Source organism: Maritalea myrionectae DSM 19524 (assembly GCF_000423365.1).
Taxonomy (GTDB): domain Bacteria; phylum Pseudomonadota; class Alphaproteobacteria; order Rhizobiales; family Devosiaceae; genus Maritalea; species Maritalea myrionectae.
The window spans coordinates 386,164-403,613 of sequence record NZ_AUHV01000005.1; the positions used below are offsets into that span (position 1 = coordinate 386,164).

The 17,450-nt window shown below is 53.5% G+C and carries 18 protein-coding genes; 9 read left to right on the top strand and 9 right to left on the bottom strand.

All coding sequences use genetic code 11. From position 1 onward, the window contains the following. Positions 1 to 26: 26 nt before the first annotated feature. Positions 27 to 548: a GNAT family N-acetyltransferase gene (locus tag G549_RS0115880; RefSeq protein ID WP_051213963.1), complete on the bottom strand. Its 522-nt coding sequence runs from the start codon at positions 546 to 548 to the stop codon at positions 27 to 29. Further along, the gene (ffh, locus tag G549_RS0115885) at positions 548 to 2,119 is read right to left on the bottom strand and encodes a signal recognition particle protein (protein ID WP_027835854.1); all 1,572 of its coding nucleotides are present in this window, start codon (positions 2,117 to 2,119) and stop codon (positions 548 to 550) included. Before ffh ends, G549_RS0115880 begins: the two co-directional genes overlap by 1 nt. Positions 2,120 to 2,432: 313 nt before the next feature. Between ffh and dapF the strand changes: the two genes are divergently transcribed. The 5 genes from dapF to G549_RS0115910 are packed head-to-tail and all read left to right on the top strand — an operon-like array spanning position 2,433 to position 7,743. Further along, entirely contained in the window at positions 2,433 to 3,299 is an 867-nt protein-coding gene (dapF, locus tag G549_RS0115890) for a diaminopimelate epimerase (RefSeq protein ID WP_027835855.1), read from the top strand. Then, a complete protein-coding gene (mtaB, locus tag G549_RS0115895) occupies positions 3,296 to 4,558 on the top strand; it encodes a tRNA (N(6)-L-threonylcarbamoyladenosine(37)-C(2))-methylthiotransferase MtaB (protein ID WP_027835856.1) in 1,263 nt (420 codons plus the stop codon). The genes dapF and mtaB overlap by 4 nt, the downstream gene beginning before the upstream one ends. Positions 4,559 to 4,567: 9 nt before the next feature. Beyond that, a complete protein-coding gene (gene ftsY / locus G549_RS20670) occupies positions 4,568 to 6,049 on the top strand; it encodes a signal recognition particle-docking protein FtsY (RefSeq protein ID WP_051213965.1) in 1,482 nt (493 codons plus the stop codon). Next, on the top strand, positions 6,049 to 7,143 hold the full coding sequence (locus tag G549_RS20675) for a threonine aldolase family protein (protein ID WP_051213967.1): 1,095 nt from the start codon (positions 6,049 to 6,051) through the stop codon (positions 7,141 to 7,143). The genes ftsY and G549_RS20675 overlap by 1 nt, the downstream gene beginning before the upstream one ends. Continuing rightward, positions 7,144 to 7,743, top strand: coding sequence for a septation protein A (locus G549_RS0115910; protein ID WP_027835857.1), 600 nt, complete (start codon positions 7,144 to 7,146; stop codon positions 7,741 to 7,743). On the opposite strand, the gene G549_RS0115915 is transcribed toward G549_RS0115910, so the two are convergent. Genes G549_RS0115915 through ccmA form a run of 5 tightly spaced genes read right to left on the bottom strand, consistent with a single transcriptional unit; the run spans position 7,740 to position 10,542 of the window. Then, a complete protein-coding gene (locus G549_RS0115915) occupies positions 7,740 to 8,291 on the bottom strand; it encodes a DsbE family thiol:disulfide interchange protein (RefSeq protein ID WP_027835858.1) in 552 nt (183 codons plus the stop codon). The two genes, G549_RS0115910 and G549_RS0115915, sit on opposite strands and share 4 nt — an antisense overlap. A gap of 6 nt (positions 8,292 to 8,297) precedes the next feature. Continuing rightward, on the bottom strand, positions 8,298 to 8,480 hold the full coding sequence (gene ccmD, locus G549_RS0115920; protein WP_027835859.1) for a heme exporter protein CcmD: 183 nt from the start codon (positions 8,478 to 8,480) through the stop codon (positions 8,298 to 8,300). After that, positions 8,477 to 9,262: a heme ABC transporter permease gene (locus G549_RS0115925; protein WP_051213969.1), complete on the bottom strand. Its 786-nt coding sequence runs from the start codon at positions 9,260 to 9,262 to the stop codon at positions 8,477 to 8,479. Before G549_RS0115925 ends, ccmD begins: the two co-directional genes overlap by 4 nt. Before the next feature lie 3 nt (positions 9,263 to 9,265). Then, positions 9,266 to 9,931: a heme exporter protein CcmB gene (gene ccmB / locus G549_RS0115930; protein ID WP_027835861.1), complete on the bottom strand. Its 666-nt coding sequence runs from the start codon at positions 9,929 to 9,931 to the stop codon at positions 9,266 to 9,268. Then, the gene (gene ccmA / locus G549_RS20680) at positions 9,928 to 10,542 is read right to left on the bottom strand and encodes a heme ABC exporter ATP-binding protein CcmA (RefSeq protein WP_169449668.1); all 615 of its coding nucleotides are present in this window, start codon (positions 10,540 to 10,542) and stop codon (positions 9,928 to 9,930) included. The genes ccmB and ccmA overlap by 4 nt, the downstream gene beginning before the upstream one ends. A 221-nt stretch (positions 10,543 to 10,763) precedes the next feature. On the opposite strand from ccmA, the gene acnA reads away from it, so the two are divergent. Next, positions 10,764 to 13,439, top strand: a complete 2,676-nt coding sequence (gene acnA, locus G549_RS0115940) for an aconitate hydratase AcnA (protein WP_027835862.1) — start codon at positions 10,764 to 10,766, stop codon at positions 13,437 to 13,439. Positions 13,440 to 13,494: 55 nt separating this feature from the next. Here acnA and G549_RS0115945 read toward each other — a convergent pair whose 3' ends face one another. Next, positions 13,495 to 14,094, bottom strand: a complete 600-nt coding sequence (locus G549_RS0115945) for an NAD(P)H-dependent oxidoreductase (RefSeq protein WP_027835863.1) — start codon at positions 14,092 to 14,094, stop codon at positions 13,495 to 13,497. Between the two features lie 81 nt (positions 14,095 to 14,175). Here G549_RS0115945 and G549_RS0115950 point away from each other — a divergent pair, with 81 nt between their 5' ends. The 3 genes from G549_RS0115950 (at position 14,176) to G549_RS0115960 (ending at position 16,171) form a co-directional block, all read left to right on the top strand. After that, positions 14,176 to 14,739, top strand: a complete 564-nt coding sequence (locus G549_RS0115950) for a TetR/AcrR family transcriptional regulator (protein ID WP_027835864.1) — start codon at positions 14,176 to 14,178, stop codon at positions 14,737 to 14,739. 54 nt (positions 14,740 to 14,793) lie between these two features. Beyond that, on the top strand, positions 14,794 to 15,528 hold the full coding sequence (locus G549_RS0115955) for a DUF1223 domain-containing protein (protein WP_027835865.1): 735 nt from the start codon (positions 14,794 to 14,796) through the stop codon (positions 15,526 to 15,528). Between the two features lie 295 nt (positions 15,529 to 15,823). Further along, a complete protein-coding gene (locus G549_RS0115960) occupies positions 15,824 to 16,171 on the top strand; it encodes a DUF2794 domain-containing protein (RefSeq protein ID WP_051214034.1) in 348 nt (115 codons plus the stop codon). 360 nt (positions 16,172 to 16,531) lie between these two features. Here the strand turns inward: G549_RS0115960 and G549_RS0115965 are convergent, their stop codons facing one another. Continuing rightward, positions 16,532 to 17,299, bottom strand: coding sequence for a Bax inhibitor-1/YccA family protein (locus G549_RS0115965; RefSeq protein ID WP_027835867.1), 768 nt, complete (start codon positions 17,297 to 17,299; stop codon positions 16,532 to 16,534). Positions 17,300 to 17,450: the final 151 nt, after the last annotated feature.

Genomic DNA, 17,450 nt, shown 5'->3' on the forward strand with positions numbered 1-17,450 from the left:
TTAACCGCTTTCGGGCGGTAATTTCGTTAGTTGACTGTTTTGTTTGGATTTGGATGGCGGTAAACCCGCACATCTTCATCCTTGAACTCGATATTCTTTTCGTGAAAAGCGCCGACCCGTTCGGCCACTTTTTGCGACGGCACATTGGCCGGCGCGATCAGGCTGATTGCCGTGTCCCACTTCAGCGTGTTGAAGGTGTGGTCCAGCAATTTGGTCACCGCTTCAGTGGCATAGCCTTTGCCTGCGGCATTTTTCATCAGGCTCCAGCCCATTTCCGGCTCAGGCCAGCCTTCAGGATACCAATTGCCAGCAAGACCGACGAAATCACCGCTTTGCTTTTCTTCTAATGCGAACATACCAAAGCCGTGATATTCCCAATGTCCGAACTGCACCATAAATGACCGCCAAGCATCGTTGCGATTCAGCGGTCCGCCGATGAACTTTGACCACTCTCCATCGCCCATCAGTTCAGCCACCGCCTCAAAGTCAGCCGGCTCAAAGCCGCGCAAAATCAGACGTTCTGTTTCCAGGCGAGGGGCGGTGACCACTATTTCTTGCCCCCTTTGGGTCCAAGACCGGGCAGGCCGGGGAAGCGCGGTGCCGCGCCGCCTTTGAGCAGATCATCAACGCTTTTGGGCAATTCCTTTTTGCCGCCTGTCTGGTCCTGCAATTGCTGCAAATCCGGCATATCGCCGCCTGCGCCCATTTGCTTTTCCATCTCGGCGAGCATTTTGGGGTCCAGCTTTGAGGGGTCGATATTGGGCATGCCGCCCATACCGCCGGGCATCATGCCTCCAAGCATACCGGCCAAACCGCCTTTGCCTTTGGACATTTTTTTCATCATGTCGGCCATTTGGCGGTGCATTTTGATCAGCTTATTGATGTCTTGTACTGAGGTGCCAGAGCCGGCGGCAATGCGCTTGCGGCGCGAGGCATTCAATAAGGCAGGTGTGGCGCGTTCTTTTTTGGTCATGGACTGGATGATGGCCACTTGGCGGTCGAAAACTTTTTCGTCAAAGTTTGCGCCATCAAGCTGCTTTTTCATTTTGCCCATGCCAGGCATCATGCCCATCAGGCCGCCTATGCCGCCCATTTTTTTCATCTGAAGCAGTTGGTTTTTCAAATCATCGAGATCGAAAACCCCCTTCTTCATTTTCTTGGCCATTTTGGCCGCATCTTCTTGCGACACGGTGTCGGCGGCTTTTTCCACCAGCGACACAATATCGCCCATGCCCAAAATCCGGTCAGCGACGCGGGATGGGTAGAAATCCTCTAGATCTTCAAGTTTTTCGCCTGTGCCGAGAAACTTGATCGGCTTGCCGGTCACCGCACGCATGGAGAGGGCGGCACCGCCGCGGCCATCACCATCAATACGGGTCAGCATAATGCCGGTTACGCTCACACGTTCATCAAATGAACGGGCGAGGTTTACCGCGTCTTGACCTGTCAGCGCGTCAGCAACGAGCAAAATTTCGTGTGGGTTGGTGGCCGCTTTAATTTCGGCGGTTTCCGCCATCAAGTCTTCATCAATGTGGGTGCGGCCCGCTGTATCGAGAAACAGCACATCATAGCCGCCCAGTTTGGCTTCCTTTTGTGCCCGCTTGGCGATCTCAACCGGGTTTTGGCCCTGAACGATCTCCAGCGTATCCACGTCGATCTGCTCGCCCAACACCCGCAATTGTTCCATCGCGGCGGGGCGGCGTGTATCGAGAGAGGCCAACAAAACCTTTTTGTTTTGCTTTTCCTTGAGGCGCTTGGCGATCTTACCTGTGGCTGTGGTTTTACCCGCACCTTGCAAACCGACCATCATAATGGCGACGGGAGCCGGGGCGTTTAGATCAAGCGGCACCGCCTCATTGCCCAACACGGCGACCAATTCGTCATTGACGATTTTGACCACTTGCTGGCCCGGGGTGACCGATTTGGTGACTTCGGCGCCGACAGCCCGGTCGCGCACTTGTTCAACAAAGCCGCGCACCACTTCCAAAGACACGTCAGCTTCAATCAGGGCCCGGCGCACTTCGCGCAGGGCTGCATTCACGTCGCTTTCAGACAGATTGCCGCGCCGTGTCAGCCCATCAAAAATGCCGCTTAACCGATCGCCCAGACTTTGAAACATGGTCACCTCTTTATATGTCGCTTGTGCTTGATCTTCCCAAAGTGGGTCTTTCGCTGTGCAAAATCAAATTTTGCAAACAAAAATAGCATCCACGGGCGCAACGCGCTGATGGATGTTGACCCCCAAAATCGTTTAATTCGCTTTGGGTAGTGACTCGAGCACAACTCGACACGGTAAATATCGGGTGTTGCTTTACGGCAAGCTGACAAAAGAGTCAATCTCTGCGCGCTGCTAAGGGTAGTAATTTAACCCAATCTGCGCCATATAGGGCGGTGAATTGATGCAAATCCTGATCAAGGGTTGGGTAAAACCGATGACTGATGCAGTCCAATATTTGAAAATGAATGGTTTGGGGAATGATTTTGTGGTGCTGGATGCACGGCAGAAACCGCTCAAGCTGTCTCATGATCAAGTGCGCTGGATTGCCGATCGGGAGCAGGGCATTGGCTGTGATCAGCTGATCGTTTTGGAATATAGTCCGCTTGATGGCGTGGATGTGTTTATGCGCATCTATAATGCTGAGGGCGGCGAGGTGGATGCCTGTGGCAACGCCACGCGCTGCGTTGGCTATTTGGTGGCGGAAGAGCTGGGCAAAAAAGCGGTGACCATCCACACTAATGCTGGCCTTTTAAATGCTGAGCTGAACGGCGATGTGGTGAGTGTCGATATGGGCACGCCGCGTCTAGAGTGGGATCAGATCCCGCTGGCCGAAGAATTTGAAGACACGACTAGGATTGAATTGCAGATCGGGCCGATTGATGCGCCTGTATTGCACACGCCGAGCGTGGTGAATGTGGGCAATCCGCATGCGATTTTCTGGGTGAAAGACCTGGATGCGCATGATTTGGAACGGTTCGGGCCGATGCTTGAACATCACCCTATGTTTCCAGAACGGGCCAATATCTCATTGGCGCAGGTGCTTGATCGGGATCACATCAAAATCCGTGTTTGGGAGCGCGGGGCCGGGTTGACCCAAGCCTGTGGCACGGCAGCGTGTGCTGTGGCTGTGGCGGCGGTGCGCAAGGATTTGACTGACCGCGAAGTGACGATCAGTCTGCCCGGTGGTGATTTACAACTGGAATGGCGCGCGAGCGACCATCATATTATCATGACAGGCCCGTATGAATTGGACGGGGAGGGGACATTACCGGCCGAACTTTTTGAGGAAAGTGCTGCATGAGTATTGAAACCCTCACCTTCGGGTGTCGGCTCAACGCTTTTGAATCTGAAGTGATGAAAGATCATGCCGGATCGGCGGGGCTCGACAATATTCTCATCGTCAATAGCTGTGCGGTGACGCAGGAAGCTGTGCGCCAGACCCGTCAGGCCATTCGCAAGGCGCGGCGGGAAAATCCGGACGTCAAAATTGTGGTGACCGGCTGCGCGGCGCAAACCGATGCGGAAAGCTTTGCCGAAATGGGCGAAGTGGACCTTGTGGTCGGCAATGGCGAGAAAATGAAGCGCGAGACCTATGAGGGTCTTAAGTTCGGCATAGGCGGCAATTCGAAAATCCTTGTCGATGACATTATGAGCGTCAAGGAAACCGCAGGCCATTTGATCGAGGGTATGGACGGGCGCGCCCGCGCCTTTGTGCAGGTGCAAAATGGTTGTGACCATCGCTGCACCTTCTGCATCATTCCTTATGGCCGGGGGCCTTCGCGCTCGGTGCCCATGGGCGTGGTGGTCGATCAGATCAAAAAGCTGGCCGACAATGGCATTGGCGAAGTGGTGCTGACCGGGGTGGACATCACTTCTTATGGCCCGGATTTGCCAGGCAATCCCAGCCTTGGCGCGTTGACCCAAGCGATTTTGAAACATGTGCCGCAATTGCCGCGCCTGCGCATTTCGTCCATCGATTCCATTGAAGCGGATGGGGCGTTGATGGAGGCGATCAAGTCTGAACATCGCTTGATGCCGCATCTGCATTTGTCGCTTCAGTCGGGCGACAATATGATTTTGAAGCGCATGAAGCGGCGGCATTTGCGGGAGGATACGATCCAATTTGTAAATGACGCAAAAGCGATGCGCCCGGATATGGTGTTTGGCGCCGACATTATCGCCGGGTTCCCCACGGAAACCGATGAGATGTTCGCCAATTCCATGGCGATCGTAAAAGAATGTGATCTGACTTATTTGCATGTGTTCCCCTATTCGCCACGTCCGGGCACCCCGGCGGCGAAAATGCCGCAAGTGGAAAAAAAAGTGGCCAAGGACCGGGCGGCGAAATTGCGGGCCTTGGGCGAGCAGCAGTTCGACGCGTTCTGCGCCAGCCAGATTGGGGACACCAAATCCGTGTTGATCGAGCGCGATAATGTGGGGCGCACCGAACAATTTGTGCCGATCAAAGTTGAAGGCGCACCCGGCGAGATTTTGGATGTAAAAGTGACTGGCCAGGATCAGCATGGGCTGATCGGCGAAAAGCAACTGGCAGTGGCGTAAGAGGGCTTTATGGCGGAGAAGAAATCAGGCGGGGGTGCCGGGGACGGCTCCAAAGGAGCCGACGGCGGCAAAAAAAGAGGCTTTTGGTCGCGACTGTTGGGGGGCAAGGATGAGCCGCAACCCAAAGAGACGCCGAAAGACCAAAGTGAAGATCAGACTTCTGCCGATGTGACGCCAGAAGAAGCTGCGGCGCTTGAAAAAGAACAGCCTTGGCAAGAGCCGAAAGACAGTATTGATGAGTCCATCGACAAGGCGCTGGATCAGATTGAAGAAGATCTGAAGGAAGCACCGGACGCCGAGCCGCCCACACCTGCGCCAGAAGAGGCTGCGGCTAAAGCGGTTGAAACGGTGGAAGAAGAGCTGCAAGAGATTTCCGAGCTGGAACAGGCTGCGCAAGCTGCCTCTGAGCCTGAGCCTGAGCCTGAGCCTGAGCCTGAGCCTGAGCCTGAGCCTGAGCCTGAGCCTGAAAGTGAAAGCGTTGTCACGACGGACGGTGGCGACGATACATCCGGCGGGGGTGCCGGGGACGGGAGCGTAGCGACCGGTGGCGGCAACAAAGAAGACTCCGGCGAGAAAAAAGGCTGGTTCGCTCGGTTGCGCGATGGGCTGAAACGCTCATCCGATCAGCTTACGGACAATATTTCGTCCATCTTCACCAAGCGCAAGCTGGATGATGAAGCGCTGGAAGAGTTGGAAGATACGCTGATCCAGGCGGATTTGGGTGTGGAAACTGCAATCCAGATCACCGAAAAACTGGCCAAAGATCGCTTTGATAAAGAAATCAGCGTCGAGGAAATTCGCTCCGTCTTGCGCGATGAGGTTAGTAAGGTTTTGGCACCGGTGGCGGTGCCGTTCGAGCTGGGCACTGCGCACAAACCACATATTTTGTTGATGGTGGGTGTGAACGGGTCCGGCAAGACCACCACCATTGGCAAATTGGCGGCAAAATATAGCCGTGAAGGCAAAAAGGTGATGTTGGCGGCGGGCGACACGTTCCGCGCGGCAGCGGTTGAACAGCTTACGGTTTGGGGCGAACGCTCCAATGTGCCGGTGATTACGCGACCAACAGGGGCCGATGCATCTGGTCTGGCTTATGACGCGGTGAAAGAAGCGCAGGCGCAAAATTGCGACCTGTTGATCATTGATACGGCGGGCCGTTTGCAAAACCGTGATGAGCTGATGGCGGAACTTGAAAAGATCATTCGGGTGATCAAAAAACTTGATCCCGAAGCGCCGCACACCACCTTGCTGACGCTGGATGCGACCACTGGGCAGAATGCGCTTAATCAGGTGGAGATTTTCGGTAAACGCGCCGGGGTGACTGGTTTGGTGATGACCAAATTGGATGGCACGGCGCGCGGCGGCATTTTGGTGGCGATTGCGCAAAAGCATAAATTGCCAGTGCATTTTATCGGTGTCGGCGAAACCATCGAAGATTTGGAGCCGTTTGAAGCTGATGATTTTGCGGCCGCGATTGCGGGGGCGCAATAATGGTGGCGCGGGAAAAAATGCTGGCGTGCACCCATGTGTTGCATGCCTTTGCGCCGTTTAAACCGGCAGATTTGTTCGCAAAATTGGCGCAGTCGGACTATGCGCAATTGCCCAGCGATGTGTATGGTGCGGGCGGCGCGAGCGATTTGGTGGTGGAGCGGCTGAAAGAGCTGTTCGGCACCAGCGGCGCACGCTTCTGCATCAAGGGCATGATTGCGCAAATGGCGGCCTTGCGGGCGGCTGTGGAGCGGCAGGGAAATAATCTGGTGGCCATTCACCGCATGACCCATTTCGATATTGATGAAATGGAAGCGGTGGAGATTCTGCATCCGATCCAGTTTCGGCGGCTGGGCACAGCCTATCAGCCCTTTACGGTCGATGATCTGGACAAGATGGGTGAAGTGCCAGGCGTGGTCAGTGTGGAACTGCCGGTGCGGCGGGCAGGTTATAAGCTGACCCCCCTTGAAGAATTGGTGAAAATTTCGGATTGGTGCCGTGAACGGGGTGTGCATTTCCATCTCGATGGGGCGCGGGTTTTTGGTGTGGCTGAGGCTTATGGCAAAAGCCTTAAAGAGATTATGGCGCTGTGCGACAGTCTTTATTGCAGCTTTTACAAAGAGCTGGCCAATATTGGCGGTTGTGGTTTGCTGGCGGATGAGGAATTTTTGGCCGAAAGCGATGTGTGGTTCACCCGCCATGGGGCCAATGTGCCGTTTGAATTTCCGCAAGCGATCACAGCGTTGATCGGGTTGGACGAGTTTTTGCCGCGTATCGGCGAGTTTACTGCTTTTGCCAAGAAATTGGCCGTTGAGTTCAACAAAATTGATGGGGTGCGTACGGTGCCTTTGGTGCCCGAGACGCCCAATTTCCAAGTGCATATTGAAGCCCCAAAGGCGGCACTGGAAGCGGCCTTTGAAAAGCAGATTGAAGCGGATAAGGTTTGGCTATCGGGTCATGCTTTGCCCACTATTTATGATGAAGTGCAGGCGATTGAAGTGGCCATTGGCGCGGGCAGCATGTCGCTGAGCGTTGAAGAATGGGCCGATTATTTGTCGCAAAGTGTGGGCACAGCCCGGAACGAGATTGAGGTTTAGATGAGCGAAGAGAAAAATCCCGCAGAAGAGCTGAACTGGGATGAGCTTAAGCCGCAGCTGATCAAGTTGGGTTTGGAGCTTGGCCCTTTGGTGCTGTTCTTTATTTTGAATGCGCGCGCGGGCATTTTTGTCGCCACCGCTTGGTTTATGGGCGCCATGGTGCTTTCACTTATCTTGAGCTGGTTGATCCTCAAGCGCGTGGCGGTGATGCCGCTGGTCACTGGCGTTGTGGTGCTGATTTTTGGCGGGCTGACGCTTTATTTGCAGGACGATACCTTCATCAAGCTCAAGCCGACCATTGTGAATGTGCTGTTTGGCGGTGTGTTGCTGGGTGGGCTGCTTTTCGGCCATTCGCTGCTGCGCTATGTGTTTGGCGATGTCTATAAATTGCGTGACGAAGGTTGGCGCATTCTCACATGGCGCTGGACGATCTTCTTTTTCGTTTTGGCGCTGATCAATGAGATTGTGTGGCGCAATTTCTCAACCGACTTTTGGGTTGCGTTCAAAGTGTGGGGCATTATGCCGCTCACCTTGATTTTCTCATTTGCGCTGGTGGTGCCGGTGTTGAACAAATATGCACCAAGCGGCGAAGAGGCTTAAGACGCCTCTTGCGCCTCTAAGGCTTTAGCGATGGCGGGCAGCACTTTGTTTTGGAAGCTGTCTTCGCTCATCGGGCCGGTGTGTTTGTAAACAATCACCCCGTCCTTATTGACGAGATAGCTCTCCGGCACGCCATAAACGCCCCATTCCAGGCTGACGCGGCGGTTCCGGTCGTCGCCGACAGCGTCGAAAGGATTGCCCAGCTTGCGCAAGAAGTCGCGCGCATTTTCGGGCTGGTCGTTATAATTGATGCCGAACAATTTGATGTCATCGCGCTCGGCTAAACGCATCAAAAATTCATGCTCTTCCCGGCAGGGCACGCACCAGCTGGCCCATACATTCACCAGACTTAGCTGACCTTTCAGATCGGCGCTGGAAAAGCCCGGCTGATCATGGCCTTCGACGGGCTGAAGGGTGAATTCAGGGGCAGGCTTGTTCATTAAGGCCGAGGGCAGCAGGTCCGGATCGCGATTGATCTGGCTGGCAAAAAGCGCAAATAGCGCAATGGTCAGCACCAAGGGCAGGGCGAAAATCAACGTGCGTTTCATGGTGCGCTACTCCGGCTTGATCTGCGTGCGTTCAGACCGCCGTTTCAACCCCATGGCTTTCAGGGTGTCCAAACGGTTCTTCTGCTTTTTGTAAGACAGGACTACCCAGATGCTCAGCAACACAATCAGGAGTGCAGACAGGCCATAGGCCCCGAATATATATTCGAGATGTTTGCCGGATTCGATCATGGCTTTTGGGTCCTTAATTGTTGCGCATATTGCCGTTCAATCGCGCGGGCGCGGCGGCGCAAAATTTCTGTGCGCATGGAAATGAAATGCAGCAGCAAAAACAGGAATGAGAAGGCAAAGAACATCACAAATAGCGGCAGCAGAATGGAGGGTGGCATGGTTGGTCCATCCAAACGGAACACAGACGCGGGCTGATGCAGCGTGTTCCACCAGTCCACCGAGAATTTGATGATGGGCACATTGATCGCTCCAACCAAGGTGATCACCGCGATGATGCGACCCGCGCGCACCTGATCTTCAAAAGTGCGCCACAGGGCGATAATGCCAAGATAAATAAAGAGCATGATGAGGGTGGAGGTCATGCGCCCGTCCCACTCCCAGAAGGTGCCCCAAGTTGGTGCGCCCCAAAGCGCGCCGGTGATCAAAGCGATGGCTGTGAAGGTTGCGCCAAGAGGTGCAGCAGCTTTGGCTGAGACGTCGGCCAATGGATGACGCCATACGAGTGAGCCGATGGCGGCCGCGGCCATGATCGCATAGCAGAACTGGGAGAGCCAGGCGCTGGGCACATGTACATACATGATGCGCACGGTTTCGCCCTGCTGATAATCAGCCGGTGAATTAAAGAAGGCGAGATAAAGCCCATAGGCCATCAAAATGGCGGCGATGCCCACGAGCGGCCAAATGAAATAGCGGGACCATTCAAGGAAATAGCCGGGATGGGCGATCCGCGAGAAAAAGCCCAAATCTTGTGGCGTTGGTTCTTGAGATTTTGACTCTGTCATAGACTATTCTGCTGCCATTTTTAATGCGAGTGCCGCCGCAAACGGGGTGAACACTAAACTGAGCAGGGTAAACCCTGCAAGGAACAAAAGTGCCGCATCCTGTGCGTTGGCGATTGCGCCGCTGGAGACCGCGCTGACCCCGAAAATCAATGTAGGGATCGAGAGCGGCAAGATTAAGATCGGTGCAATCAAGCCCCCGCGTTTGATGGATACGGTCACCGCCGCGCCGATGGCCCCAAAGCAAATGAGCGCCGGTGTGCCAACCAATAGGGTGAAAATCACCCGAAGGGTTTGATCTATCTCAAGATTGAGCAATATCGCCAAAACAGGGGTGGCGACAATCAGGGGTAACGCAGTTGTGACCCAGTGGGCGCAGATTTTGGCGACCACAATCATCTCAAGCGGCAGGCTGGCCTGGCGCATGGCCAACAGCGAACCGTCCTCATGATCCATGCGAAACAGGCGGTCGAGCGCCAACAAAAGCGACAGCAAAGCGCTGATCCAGATGATGGCCGGGCCGAGCTGGGCCAATTGGTCCTTATCCGGGCCGATAGCAAAGGGCATGATCGCGCCGGTCATGATGTAAAACAGCAGCACAGTCAGGCTGTCGCCGCCAATCCGGGTGGCCAGTTTCATATCGCGGGTCAACACAGCGAGAAATGGTTTCATGAGGCATGGTCCATCGCTGTCTGCCCGATCATCACTGTTTTCACGGCCTCTGGCGCGAGATGCGGAATTTCCAAATGGGTCGCGGCGATCACAATGCCGCCTTCGGCGCAATGGTCCGCGATCAATTGCCCCACCCATTGGTCGCCTTGTTTATCAAGAGCCGAAGTAGGTTCATCCAAAATCCAGATCGGGCGGTTGGCCACCAATAGCCGGGCAAGGCCCAATCGACGGGTTTGACCTGCGGAGAGAATAGAGGCTTCGGAATCCTGAATGGCGTCTAACCCGGCGGCCTCGATGGCGGGCAGCACATTTTCGGTGCCGCCATAAAGCTGCGCCCAGAAACTGAGATTTTCTTTTACGGTGAGGGTGGTTTTTACCCCAGGCACGTGGCCCACAATGTGCAGATATTCCCGCGGCTCGCGTTCAGGATCGATATTTTCAAATGAAATATCGCCGGCAGATTTGGGCAAAACCCCATAAAGTGTGGCCAGACATGTGGACTTGCCTGCGCCGTTCGGGCCGCGCAAAAGAATCACTTCACCGGGCTTTGCCGTGAAGGAAACATTGGCAAAAATCTCAAATCCGCCGCGCTCGCAGGCCAAATCTGTCACATTTAATGCAATATTTTCAGGGTTTTTGCCGTTTTTTCTCATGAGAAGCACATAATGGCATTAAGTTGAGGCTGGCAAGAGGCGGTGTTATTCTTTATAAAGCGCGCGAGCGCCATTTAGGGGACAATGGTAACTCGTTTCACGCTTGTTGGTTTTTGTCGAGAATTTTTGGCAAAATGACCAGGGCTCAGGTTGAAACTCCGAACATACAGGCAATGCACGTGACACAGACCTCGTTGAACAGCTTTAACGCCAAACAGACCCTACAGGTCGGCGATAAAACTTATACATATTATTCCTTAATTGAAGCAGAGAAAAACGGCCTTGAAGGCATTTCGCGCCTGCCGCATTCTTTGAAAGTGGTGCTCGAAAACCTTTTGCGTTTTGAAGATGGCCGTACGGTCACCAAAGCCGATATCGAAGCTTGCGCCGCATGGTTGAAAGACAAATCCTCTTCCCATGAAATCTCATACCGTCCAGCACGGGTGTTGATGCAGGACTTTACCGGCGTTCCAGCCGTTGTTGATTTGGCCGCCATGCGCGATGCCACCGCCAACTTGGGCGCTGACCCGCAAAAAATTAACCCGCAAGTACCTGTTGATCTGGTGATTGACCACTCTGTGATGGTTGACTTTTTCGGCACAGGGACAGCCTTCACCCAGAACGTGGCGCGCGAATATGAGCGTAATGGCGAGCGTTATGAATTTTTGCGCTGGGGCCAAGAAGCGTTTGATAATTTCCGCGTTGTGCCTCCCGGCACAGGCATTTGTCACCAGGTGAACCTTGAATATTTGGCCCAAACTGTTTGGACCAAAGAAGAGAATGGTGAAACCGTTGCTTACCCAGATACGCTGGTGGGTACAGACAGCCACACCACCATGGTCAACGGCTTGGCCGTTTTGGGCTGGGGTGTTGGTGGCATTGAGGCGGAAGCGGCCATGTTGGGCCAGCCGATCTCTATGCTGTTGCCAGAAGTGATTGGCTTCAAGCTTGAAGGCGAAATGCAAGACGGCATCACCGCAACTGACTTGGTGTTGCGTGTTGTCGAAATGTTGCGTGAGCGCGGCGTTGTGGGCAAGTTCGTTGAATTCTTCGGCCCTGGCCTCGACAATCTGACCTTGGAAGACCAAGCGACCATCGCCAACATGGCACCGGAATATGGCGCGACATGTGGTTTCTTCCCTGTCGACAATGAAACATTGGCTTATTTGCGCACCACTGGCCGCGAAGATGACCGCGTGGCTTTGGTGGAAGAATATTCCAAAGCGCAAGGCATGTTCCGCACCACCGACAGCGCGGATCCAGAGTTCACCGATGTGCTCTATTTGGATCTGAATGACGTTGATCCAGCGATTTCTGGTCCAAAGCGTCCGCAGGATCGTGTTGTGCTGGCTGAGGCGAAAGAGAAGTTCGCGAAGGCCTTGGCGGGTGAGTTTGCAAAAACTGATCAGCCTGCAGCCAAAGTTGAAGGCACAGACTATTCCATCACCCATGGTGATGTGGTGATCGCGGCGATCACGTCATGTACCAACACCTCAAACCCTGCTGTTTTGGTGGCGGCTGGCCTTGTGGCCCGCAAAGCGCTTGAACTTGGGTTGGAAGTGCAGCCTTGGGTGAAAACATCATTGGCACCTGGGTCACAAGTCGTAACCGACTATTTGACAGCATCTGGCTTGCAGGATGATTTGGACAAGCTTGGCTTTAACCTTGTTGGTTATGGTTGCACCACCTGTATTGGTAACTCTGGCCCATTGCCTGAGCCTATTTCTGCTGCCGTACATGCCGAAGATTTGGTGGCGTGTTCAGTGCTTTCTGGTAACCGGAACTTTGAAGGCCGGGTCAACCCAGACGTGAAAGCCAACTATCTGGCGTCTCCGCCATTGGTTGTGGCCTATGCGTTGGCGGGCAAAATGACCACAGACATCACAACTGAGCCTTTGGGCACAGGCAAAGATGGACAACCCGTCTATTTGAAAGATGTGTGGCCAAGTGCACAGGAAATCGCTGACATCGTTCGCGAAACAGTGACACCTGAAATGTTCAAAGGTCGCTATTCAGACGTGTTCAAAGGCGATGCCGGGTGGCAGAACATTAAAGTTGAAGGTGGTGAAACCTATGCGTGGAACTCTTCTTCAACCTATGTTCAGAACCCGCCATACTTTGAAGGTCTGAGCAAAGACATCAAGCCAATCGAAGATGTGCGTGGTGCGCGTATTTTGAGCTTGTTTGGTGACAGCATCACCACTGACCACATTTCACCTGCTGGTTCGTTCAAGGCGGATACGCCTGCGGGTCAATATTTGAAGGACCGTCAAGTGGCGCCAAAAGACTTCAACTCTTATGGCTCTCGTCGGGGTAACCACGAGATCATGATGCGCGGCACATTTGCCAATATCCGCATCAAGAACCAAATGGTGCCCGGCGTTGAAGGTGGCTTCACCAAGGGTCCAAATGGCGAAGTTGCTGCAATGTATGACGCTGCGATGGATTATGCCGAACAAGGCAAGCCATTGGTTGTGTTTGGCGGCAAGGAATATGGCACAGGCTCTTCACGGGACTGGGCGGCGAAGGGCACACGTTTGCTCGGCGTGCGTGCGGTGATCGTGGAAAGCTTTGAGCGTATTCACCGGTCCAACTTGGTTGGCATGGGCGTTTTGCCATTGCAGTTTAAAGATGGTGCGAGCTGGAAGAGTCTCAATCTTGAAGGTGACGAAGAAATCACCATTGAGGGCTTGGACAAGATCACACCGCGTTGCGATGTGACCGTCAAAGTGAAGTCTCCAAACGGCACTGACAAAGAGTTTGTTGCTCTTTGCCGGATCGATACCGAAGACGAGATGGAATATTACCGCAATGGCGGTATCTTGCATTACGTGTTGCGCAATCTGGTTGCCTAACGCAATGCAACTCGGCCCAATGTGGCCGAGCATTTGTTGAATTAAGAAGCGCGGTTTAGGCCGCGCTTTTTTTGTGCTTGGCCACAAATTTTTTCGCCATATCTTCAATCTTATTTAAATGCATCTGGCGCTTTGGCGCGGGCATGTTGTGGATCGGCGAAATATGGGTGAAGCGTAGCGGCTTCAATCCGACAAATTTTAAAATCTGATTTTTCATCAATTTGGTTTGGGCCTTGCCATAGGCCAAACGGTAATACCAGTCTGGCGTGTCCGACGTCATGATCACCTCAGCGCTTTTGCCTTTGAGATGACCGACAGGCAGCGGGCTGCCCTTTTTGTAGCTATAGGCGAGATTGGGCAACAGCAGCCGATCAAACAGATTTTTCAATTCAGCGGGCATACTGCCCCACCACAAGGGGTGTGCCACCACGATGTGATCCGCCTTTTTGATCGCCGTCCAAAGGGCGCTAATTTCGTCATTCCAGTTTTCTTTGCTTGGGCCGCTGACCATGGGTCCTGTGTTTAGATTGCCCTGCGAAAGAGAAAAGAGATTTGCCTTTGCCCCGCCTGCTTTAGCCCCTTGTTGATAGCTTTGGGCGAGGGCGTGGGTAAAGCTATCGGCACGGGGGTGGCCGGAGATAATCACAATATTCATGTCGAAACCTTTCAATAATTGACCGTGGTCAACTTACATATTTTACTTTTTGACCGCGGTCAATTGTGCTAAGCAAAATTTATGAATTTACGTGTTGAAGGCAAACAGAAGCGGGCGCAGGCCACCCGCGCGCATATTTTGGAAAGTTTTGCCGGCCTGATGCGCCAACAAAGCTATGACGAAATTTCAATTGCGCAGATCGCGGCAGAAGCTGAGGTGGGCAAAGGCACAGTGTTGGCGCATTTCAGCGAGAAGCTGGCTTTGGCTGCAACGCTGTTCGCTGAGGAGCTGGGCCAATGTCTCATCCGCACTGAGGCAGAATCGAAGCTGCAAAGCGCAGCGCAGGTGCGCAGGATCTTTGACCCCTTCTTCGCCTTCATCATGCAAGATGATGTTTATATTCGGCTGATTGTTGGTGAAGGGCAAAATATTTGTCGCCAATTGATTGAGCCGGTGGAAGCCGAGCTGTTTGAAGCATTGGCGCAAAAACTCGGTAATCGCGGCGACGGGGGTGGCTTGGATATTGTTGCGGTACGCGCCTTTTTCGTGCATGCGGCGGTGATGTATCGTGCGTGCGACGGCGGTGAAGCCGTGGTGGATGAATTTGCCGCCCTGTTGGACGCTTATATATTCAAAAACCGGTAGAGCTCACTCCAATGTGACTGGTTTGTTACGCTTGCTTGGCGTAATAAAATGGCTATGAAGCACATTTTTTCAACATTGTTGGTGGCAGCGCAATTGGCAGGGTTTTCCGCTGTGGCGACGGCCATGGAAATGAAAACCAATCCCAAGGCGGTTTTGGAGTTGTTCACCTCGCAGGGATGCTCATCTTGCCCCCCAGCAGATGAAGCCTTGCGCCAATGGGGTGAGCAGGATGATCTAATCACCATCGCCTACCATGTGGATTATTGGAATTATATCGGCTGGAAAGATGTGTTTTCAGCACCAAAATATTCCAAATTGCAACGGGATTATGCCAAATCCTTTGGCGCAGGCCGGGTGTATACTCCCCAACTGATCGTCAATGGCAAGGGCGATGCGGTTGGGTCACGGCGCACCGATGTCGAACAGTTGGTGGAAGACGCGCAGCTCGATGTACAGGTCGATTTGGCGGTTGCAGATGGCAATTTGACGATTGATCTGACCAGCGATGGCGCGGAAAGCGTTGATGCGACCATTTGGGTTATTCCCTATATTTCCCGAGCAGAAACTGATATCCGCCGCGGGGAAAATGAAGGCAAAAAACTGACCTATAGTTTTATCGCCCGCAACCGCTTGCCTGTGGGCATGTGGCATGGGGAGGCCCAGCATCAGCTGGAACTGCCTTTGCGTGACATACTGGTTGATGGGGCGGACGGTATGGCCGTTTTGGTGCAAACCAAGCGTGACGGCGGCCCTGGCCCAATTCTGGGTGCAGCATCTATCCAAAAATAAAGACGCCCCCGAAAGGGGGGCGCAAAGGGTATCTGGAGGCCATCCAAACTGATTTTGGAGGTCCAGCGCCCTGAGCAGGCTTATTTGGGGGCAAACCGCTCAGGGGCTGGGTACTGGAGGCTATGATCTCTTTCTACCGATGTAATTCGGCAACAGTTTGCCGGAAATGTGATTAAATTGGGGCCAATTTTGGGGCTTGTCACATTTGCGAATTGGCGCGATCATTCGCTGAAGTGATTTGAACCATAAGGTGTGAAATTTGGCGTCATCTCGAAGCAAAGGCGAAAGCCAGCACATTCGCTTGGTCCACTCCAACGAATCCTCCCACAAATCCGCCCTTGCGCCCATGAATGTCAGCTTCGATCGGCGCGAGCTTTCTACCATTCTCAATGTTTACGGTCGAAATGTCGCCAACGGTGAATGGCGGGATTATGCCATCGACATGTTGAAGGATCGCGCGGTGTTTTCGATTTTTAAGCGTGCAAGCGAGATGCCCGTGTTCCGCATTGAAAAGGACCCCAGCCTCCGCCGGAAGCAGGGACAATATCGTGTCGTGGGACAAAACGGACAGATTTTAAAGCGCGGCCATGAATTGGTGCAGGTGCTCAAAGTGCTGGATGGGGACATCAGCTTGGTGCGGTAGCTTCTTTTGTCTCACGGCTGCTCGATGCTGCGCATCGGCCTGCGACAACCCAGTGCAAAGTACGCAAAGCTGTTTTTCGCTCACGGTTGAGCGGCGGCTACGCCGCCTAACCTGCGCGGACGCGAAACCTAAAGGTTTCGAGGTCCTCGCGGTGCTCGTCCACTCTTTTCCCTCTCTTGCGCAGAATTTGTGTGGGGCACCAATCGGCGGGGGGGCCGGGGGAGTGAGCGCAGCGAACGACGGCGGCGCGTAAAAAATGCCGGAGGTGCGGGCTGACGGCGGCAAGAATAGAGCCCCCATAAAAAATCCCCGCCTCGAATGAAGCGGGGATTGTTGTTTCAGCATTGTGATGTTGGGTCGCTATTCGCGATTGCCGAACAAGCGCAACAACATCAAGAACAAGTTGATGAAGTCCAGATAGAGGGCCAAAGCGCCCATCAGCATTTTCTTGCCCATGGTTTCAGACCCGTCGCCTTCATAATAGTTCTCTTTGATCTTTTGCGTGTCGTATGCGGTCAAGCCAACAAATACCAACACACCGATCACAGAAATGGCAAACGCCAACATGCTAGATGCGAGGAAGATGTTTACGATTGACGCGATGATGATACCGATCAGGCCCATCATCAAGAAAGAACCCCACGCGGTCAGATCACGTTTGGTGGTGTAACCATAAAGGCTCATGGCACCAAATGTACCCGCGGTAATGAAGAACACGCGCGCAATGCTTTCGCCTGTATAGACCAAGAAGATCGATGACAGCGAAAGACCCATGGCGACGGAGAAACCCCAGAACACCAATTGTGCGGTCGCAAACTTCATTTTGTGGATGCCAAAGCTTAAGGCAAACACAAAGCCCAATGGCGCAAGCGCTACAACCCACTGCAATGGTGAACCATATAGAGTGGCGCCCAAAGATGTGAGGTAGTGTTGGCCCATTTGGACCACAGCAGCATCAGGATTATTGGTGGTGGTGAGCATCGTCAAGAAATAGGCAACCACACCGGTGATGCCCAGGGCGATGCCCATATAGTTGTAAACGCCCAACATATAGGCGCGTAGGCCCTCATCGATTGCGGCCTGAGCGCCGCCTCGTGAGGCCATTGTTTGACGATCATATTCTGCCATAGATGAGTTCCCTTTCAGCAAATTATTGTGGCGTGATGCCTTGTCTATACAATCTTGCCCGTAATATGGCGATCAAATTCGACAATTTCAAGATGTACGTGTGCGACGCAATGTCGGTTTAGTGCTTGAGGTAACATATAAAATTTTCGCC